General features: G+C 57.0%; 8 protein-coding genes and 1 pseudogene. 6 read left to right on the top strand and 3 right to left on the bottom strand.

Annotation, left to right across the window (positions count from 1 at the left end; translation table 11 throughout):
- A partial coding sequence (locus tag Q0510_RS03995; protein WP_298708477.1) for an aminotransferase class V-fold PLP-dependent enzyme occupies positions 1–284 on the bottom strand: 284 nt, incomplete at its 3' end.
- A 99-nt stretch (positions 285–383) separates the two neighbouring features.
- Here Q0510_RS03995 and mce point away from each other — a divergent pair.
- Complete coding sequence (mce, locus tag Q0510_RS03990) at positions 384–785, top strand: methylmalonyl-CoA epimerase (RefSeq protein ID WP_298708475.1); 402 nt, start codon at positions 384–386, stop codon at positions 783–785.
- Between the two features lie 261 nt (positions 786–1,046).
- On the opposite strand, the gene murF is transcribed toward mce, so the two are convergent.
- Positions 1,047–2,339, bottom strand: coding sequence for a UDP-N-acetylmuramoyl-tripeptide--D-alanyl-D-alanine ligase (murF, locus tag Q0510_RS03985; RefSeq protein ID WP_298708473.1), 1,293 nt, complete (start codon positions 2,337–2,339; stop codon positions 1,047–1,049).
- A 79-nt stretch (positions 2,340–2,418) separates the two neighbouring features.
- On the opposite strand from murF, the gene Q0510_RS03980 reads away from it, so the two are divergent.
- The 5 genes from Q0510_RS03980 to apaG all read left to right on the top strand — a co-directional run bounded on the left by Q0510_RS03980 (position 2,419) and on the right by apaG (position 5,213).
- A complete protein-coding gene (locus Q0510_RS03980) occupies positions 2,419–2,820 on the top strand; it encodes a hypothetical protein (RefSeq protein ID WP_298708470.1) in 402 nt (133 codons plus the stop codon).
- 19 nt (positions 2,821–2,839) lie between these two features.
- Positions 2,840–3,391, top strand: a complete 552-nt coding sequence (locus tag Q0510_RS03975; protein WP_298708469.1) for a YceI family protein — start codon at positions 2,840–2,842, stop codon at positions 3,389–3,391.
- A gap of 1 nt (position 3,392) precedes the next feature.
- On the top strand, positions 3,393–4,349 hold the full coding sequence (locus Q0510_RS03970) for a DUF5777 family beta-barrel protein (protein WP_298708467.1): 957 nt from the start codon (positions 3,393–3,395) through the stop codon (positions 4,347–4,349).
- A 67-nt stretch (positions 4,350–4,416) separates the two neighbouring features.
- Entirely contained in the window at positions 4,417–4,743 is a 327-nt protein-coding gene (locus Q0510_RS03965) for a DUF4157 domain-containing protein (RefSeq protein ID WP_298708465.1), read from the top strand.
- Positions 4,744–4,826: 83 nt separating this feature from the next.
- Positions 4,827–5,213 (top strand): Co2+/Mg2+ efflux protein ApaG, encoded by a 387-nt coding sequence (apaG, locus tag Q0510_RS03960; RefSeq protein ID WP_109699698.1) that lies wholly within the window; start codon positions 4,827–4,829, stop codon positions 5,211–5,213.
- Here the strand turns inward: apaG and Q0510_RS03955 are convergent.
- Positions 5,210–5,631, bottom strand: a pseudogene (locus Q0510_RS03955) (hypothetical protein); the annotation flags it as partial. The gene apaG and the pseudogene Q0510_RS03955 sit on opposite strands and share 4 nt — an antisense overlap.

The raw sequence follows: 5,631 nt of genomic DNA, 5'->3' as shown, positions 1-5,631 counted from the left end.
GTCCACGAGGCCAGGAACGCGTACAGCGCGACCGTCGCCGCGCCCGGTGTGATCAGCGGCCGCAGCACCGAGAGCAGCATCCGCGCCAGCCCCGCCGCCCCGATCAGCGCCGCCACTTCTTCCCTTGCCTGCTGCACCGCTTCTTCGGCCGCCCAGCCCCAGGCATGCGCCCGCGAAGCGGCATTGCCGAACTGGTGGGTGAAGTAGGGCAACATGGCTTCCAGCACCCGCGGATCGCAGGGCGTGGTGGCGTTGTTGTCGAGGTAAACGGGCAGTGTCTGCATCCACGCAAAATTACGATATAAGTTCTACTTTTACCCGGAAGGGCCCTTACGTGCGGGTAACCGCAGGGTCATCTTTCGGGCATTAAATCATACACCTATATGTTGAAAGTTGAGCACATCGGCATCGCCGTGAAGTCGCTGGCCGTTTCCGTTCCCCTGTTCGAAAAACTGCTGGACGCGGAATGCTACAAAACCGAGGAAGTAGCCACCGAAGGCGTGGCCACCGCATTTTTCCGCCAGGGCGAAACGAAGATCGAACTGCTGGAAGCGTTGTCACCCGCCAGCCCCGTCGCCAAATTCCTGGAAAAGAAAGGCGAAGGCGTGCACCACCTTGCCTTTGAAGTGAAGGATATCCGCGCCGAAATGGCCCGCCTTCAAAACGAAGGCTTCGAGCTGCTGTCTGCCGAACCGAAACCCGGCGCCGATAACAAGCTGGTTTGCTTTCTCCACCCCAAAAGCACCAACGGCGTACTCATCGAACTTACACAGGAACGCAGCTGATAGAACGAAATCAGCCTGTTATGAAAAAATCAGGAAAATAATTGGCGGTATTTAAACCTTTTATTTAATCCCGCGTTGATATTGGTATAAGTTAGAGCGAATGCAGCCGCAAGGCTTCAAACAATACTCTAAAGTTGGCATAGGTTATGAAAACCTGTGGGTTTTTTAACTCGCAGGTTTCTTTTTTTGCCCTGTCGCCCCGGTTGGCGGGGTATTTGGCATCGCTTTCATCATCCGGTACCTATCCGGACGTCAATCCATTCAATTCACGACTCTCTCCATCCCCACGCTGCGCGAGCCTTTCACGAGGAAATGCGTATCCCCGTACCGTTGCTGCGACAGCCATTCCTTCGCCTCATCCGCGGTTTCGAACCAGATGTACGGGTGCTGGGTTTTGGAGAACTCCTTGCCCACGAGCACCACGGCTTTCCAATGGTGCAGCTGCAGCAGGTCGGCCAGTGCCTGGTGCTCCTTCTCGCTGTCGGGCCCCATTTCCTTCATCGCTCCCAGCAGCAGTACTTTCTGCTTTGCGTCGAGCGTGGCGAAGTTTTCTACGGCGGCTTTCATGCTGGAGGGGTTGGCGTTGTAGGCATCCATCACGAACGTATTGCTGCCCTTTTGCACTACCTGCGAGCGGTTGTTGGAAGGCACGTAAGCCTCCAGCGCGGCGCGCAGCTTATCGGCCGGCACCTTGAAGTGCAGCCCGGCTGCGATGGCCGCCATCACGTTCGGGAAATTGTAAGCGCCCACGAGATGGGTGCGTACATGGCCCGCTTCCACGGCTTCCAGCTCCAGCAGCGCGGTCCCGGGAAAGGGGGCGCCGGCGTAATCGGCCGGTTCATGCCCGTAAGTGATCACGGTGCCGATGCCTTCGCTCATTTCCACCAGGTACGGATAATCTTTGCAAACGAACACCGTTCCGCCGTTTTCGCGGAGGTAATCGTACAGCTCGCCCTTGGCCAGGCGCACCCCTTCTTCGCTGCCGAATCCTTCCAGGTGGGCCTTCCCGATGTTGGTGATGAGCCCGTGCGTGGGTAATGCCACGGTACAATATCCCGCGATCTCATGGCGGTGGTTGGCGCCCATTTCGATCACGGCCATTTCCGCATCCAGGGGTATACGCAGCAGCGTCAGCGGTACGCCGATATGGTTGTTGAGGTTGCCTTCGGTGGCGTATGTACGAAACGCCGCCCCCAGTGCGGTGCGGAGCATTTCTTTCGTGGTGGTCTTCCCGTTAGTGCCGGTAATGGCGATGAACGGAATATTAAACTGCCGGCGGTGATGGCGCGCCAGGTCCTGCAATGCCACCAGCGCATCTTCCACCAGCATCATCTTTTCCGGCTGGGTATGAAACGCCGGGTCGTCGATCACCGCGAAGCTGGCCCCGGCATCCAGGGCCGCGGCGGCGTATTGGTTGCCGTTGAAGTTGGGCCCGCGCAGGGCGAAGAAGATGTCGCCCGCCTTGAGCTGGCGGGTGTCCGTTTGCACGGAGGGGTGTTGCCGGTAGATGTCGTATAGTTGTTCGATATGCACGTCTTCGGTATTTGCGTACAAAAATAAGGAATGAAGGCCCTCATTTTCTTTATTATCTTTCGCAGGCAACCTATCCCGACCTTATATCGTACAGAAAACTATGCAAACCCATACAACCATGCCCAGGCGCAAAACACTTTCCCGGATCTGGCCGGTCCTGCTGGCCGGCGGCCTCCTGGCCGCCTGTACCTCCGAGCAGGCGCCGGAGCCTTCCGCCAATGCGGACTGCGCATCCGTCAACGTAACCACCGCCCGGATCTACGCGATCGTTCAGCAGAACTGCACCAACCGCAACTGCCATCCCGGCGGCAGCTCGCCCCTGATCTCCGATTTCTCGACGCCTGCCAAACTGAAAAATTACATCTCGGCCAATGGCGAAAACTGGACGTTCAGGGTTACGCACAGCAATGCGGACATGCCCCAGAGCCAGGGCTACCCCGCGCTATCCCGCGCCGTCCGCGATTCGATCGCCTGCTGGGTGAACAAAGGAATGCCGGATTGATTCATCAAAAGCCCGCCACATGAAACGCATATTCATCATCGCCGCTTTTCTCGCCTGTGCCGCATCTGCCCTGGGGCAGGATGTGCTGTCGTGCCGCAACGTGCGCCTGCGCTTCTTTTCCAGCGCCCCGCTGGAAGACATCGAGGCCACCACCAACAAAGGCGTCTCCGCCATCAATCCTGCCTCCCGCGCTATTTACTTCAAGGTGCCCATTAACACCTTCCAGTTTAAGAAGAAACTCATGCAGGAGCACTTCAACGAGAATTACCTCGAAAGCGATAAATACCCTTACGCCGAGTTCAAAGGCAAGATCCTCGGCGACGCCGACCTCACCAAAGACGGCAGCTACCCCGTGGAAACGGAAGGCACGCTCCTGATCCACGGCGTATCCAAAACTTACCGCGTACCCGGGACCATCACCGTTTCGGGCGGCAAAACCACCGCTGAAGCTAAGTTCGACGTACGCGTAGCCGATCATCAAATCAAAATACCCAGCCTGGTGGTAAAAAATATCGCGGAAGTGGTGGAAGTGACCATGACCGCCGAGTACCAGGCCGCAACCAAACCTTAACATGAAAAAGACCATCAAACCTGCGAATATGTTGCATCTCCGCCTGCTCACCGCCTTGCTGCTCACGGCCCCCGCGGCTATGGCGCAGGAAGACCTGGGGGCTATTTTCGGGAAGGACTCCGTCCGCCGCGACCCAGTCTCCTCCACCTTCAAAAGCACCCGCATCATCAACGGGCAGTCGAACGAAACCCTTGCCAAACGGGACCTCGACTTCCGCGTGGCGCACCGGTTCGGGGATATGGGCGGTTCCGGCGGCGGGTCGTCCACCTTTTTCGGCCTGGATAACTCCACCGACATCCGCATCGCCTTCGAATACGGCATCACCGACCGGCTGACGGCCGGGGTGAGCCGCGCCAAAGGCAGCGGTAATTTCTCGCAGCTGTGGGAAGTGCTGGGTAAGTACCGCCTGCTGCAGCAAACGCACGACAACCGTTCTCCCGTGGCGGTTACGCTCTTTGCCAACGCGGTGGCTTCTTCCATGAAAAGCAGTCCGGATAAGGCGGACCCCAACTATTTCGATAAATTCTCCGACCGGGTGAGCTATGTGGCGCAGGCGGTGATTGCCCGGAAGTTCGGCAACGCCTTCAGCCTGGCGCTGACGCCTTCTTTCGTACACCGCAACCGCGTGGGGTATAAGGATATGAACAACATGTTCGCCATGGGCGTGGGCGGCAGGCTGCGCTTCAGCAACCGCGTGGCTTTTGTGGCCGATTATTTCTATTCGTTCCGCGACAGCGAGAGCAGGGATTATTACGAAACGCGGGGCACGAAGTTTTATAATTCCCTGGGTGTGGGCGTGGAGATCGAGACGGGCGGGCACGTGTTCCACCTGAATTTCACGAATGCCACGGCCATCCTGGAGAACCAGTTCATCCCGGAAACCGTCAGCACCTGGACGCACGGGCAGTTCCGCTGGGGCTTCAATATCTCCCGGAGGTTCGCGCTGGGAGGGCGTTGACCGGTTAACGGGAAGTGAATAGGTACGATTGTGCTGTTTTTGGCCCGAAAGCGGTTAAATTGCAAACATGTCAACACTGAAATGCAGTATCCGCGAGGGTTCTATGGTAGCACGGCTGGCGGCCTGGAAGATGGGGAGCAACAACATCGCGATCGTTTTCGGGAACGTGATCCACCTGCACGGCGTGTCGCGGGAGCAATTTTTGGCCAATACGGCCTGGGTGCGGCATGAGGTGCGGCACGTCAGGCAATACCGGGAAGCGGGCTATTGGCGGTTCCTGTGGCGCTATGTGCGCGACTGGGCCCGCTACGGCTATTACCACATTCCCTATGAGCAGGATGCCCGGCGGGCGGAGCAGAACCCGGGGGAGCTGGAAGGGGTGGAAATACGATAAAGATTCGTTAAAACGCCTGGCCCCCGGGACAAAAATGTTACAACGCGGTTTTTTTCCTTATTTTTACGGTAAAGGCTGATTCTATGGTTAAGAAGGTCACAGAGGGAATCACGATAAGCGTGGAGACGTTTTACCAGCCGGATTATTCCAATCCGATCGGCAGTGAGTTCATGTTCGCTTACCGTATCACCATCGAGAACAATAATACTTTCCCGATAAAATTACTGCGCCGCCATTGGTATATCATTGATTCCAACGGCTCGCACCGTGAAGTGGAAGGGGAGGGCGTAGTGGGGGTTCAACCGCTGCTGGCGCCGGGCGAAAGCTATCAATATGTTTCCGGATCCAACCTCCGTACCGAGATCGGCAAGATGTACGGTACCTACCAGATGGAAAACCAACTGAACAAGAAGCTCTTCGATGTGAAGATCCCTGAGTTCCAGATGGTGGTTCCCTTCAAAATGAACTAAGGCCTGTACCTGGCTCCGTTGAAGATGAGCATCGCGTCCTGCGTGTTCATGAGTTTTTCCAATGTATAATCTTCGTGGCGCTCCATAAATGCCTGTACGATTTTGTACCCGGTATACGCGCCGATTTTTCCGGGGGCTTCGGAAGGCATCCCCTGGGTGGAAGGGCCCTCGCCGATGTACCGCGCGATCGTTTGTCCTTCCCGGTTATACAGCAGTTTGTTCTCCACGAAATATTGCCAGATCATCTCTTCATTTTCTTTACAGAATTTTAGTTGCGCCGGCGTGTAGCCGAGGCGGAGGGATTCGTCCGTTTCCGGGAGCACCTGTTCCAGCCAGTATTGCTGCTTGCCGAGGTACACCATCTGCTCGGCCAGGGTGCCTTCTTCGCGGGGTGCGTCGAGCTGCTGGTAGAGGACGG

The sequence above is a fragment of the uncultured Chitinophaga sp. genome, from assembly GCF_937874145.1.
GTDB lineage: Bacteria > Bacteroidota > Bacteroidia > Chitinophagales > Chitinophagaceae > Chitinophaga.
The sequence above is the reverse complement of the archived record's forward strand: the minus strand, read 5'-3'. Positions and strand labels throughout refer to the sequence as shown.

Coding starts and splice junctions, on each gene's coding strand:
- mce (WP_298708475.1), top strand. CDS start 384: ATGTTGAAAGTTGAGCACATCGGCATCGCCGTGAAGTCGCTGGCCGTT.
- Q0510_RS03980 (WP_298708470.1), top strand. CDS start 2,419: ATGCAAACCCATACAACCATGCCCAGGCGCAAAACACTTTCCCGGATC.
- Q0510_RS03975 (WP_298708469.1), top strand. CDS start 2,840: ATGAAACGCATATTCATCATCGCCGCTTTTCTCGCCTGTGCCGCATCT.
- Q0510_RS03970 (WP_298708467.1), top strand. CDS start 3,393: ATGAAAAAGACCATCAAACCTGCGAATATGTTGCATCTCCGCCTGCTC.
- Q0510_RS03965 (WP_298708465.1), top strand. CDS start 4,417: ATGTCAACACTGAAATGCAGTATCCGCGAGGGTTCTATGGTAGCACGG.
- apaG (WP_109699698.1), top strand. CDS start 4,827: ATGGTTAAGAAGGTCACAGAGGGAATCACGATAAGCGTGGAGACGTTT.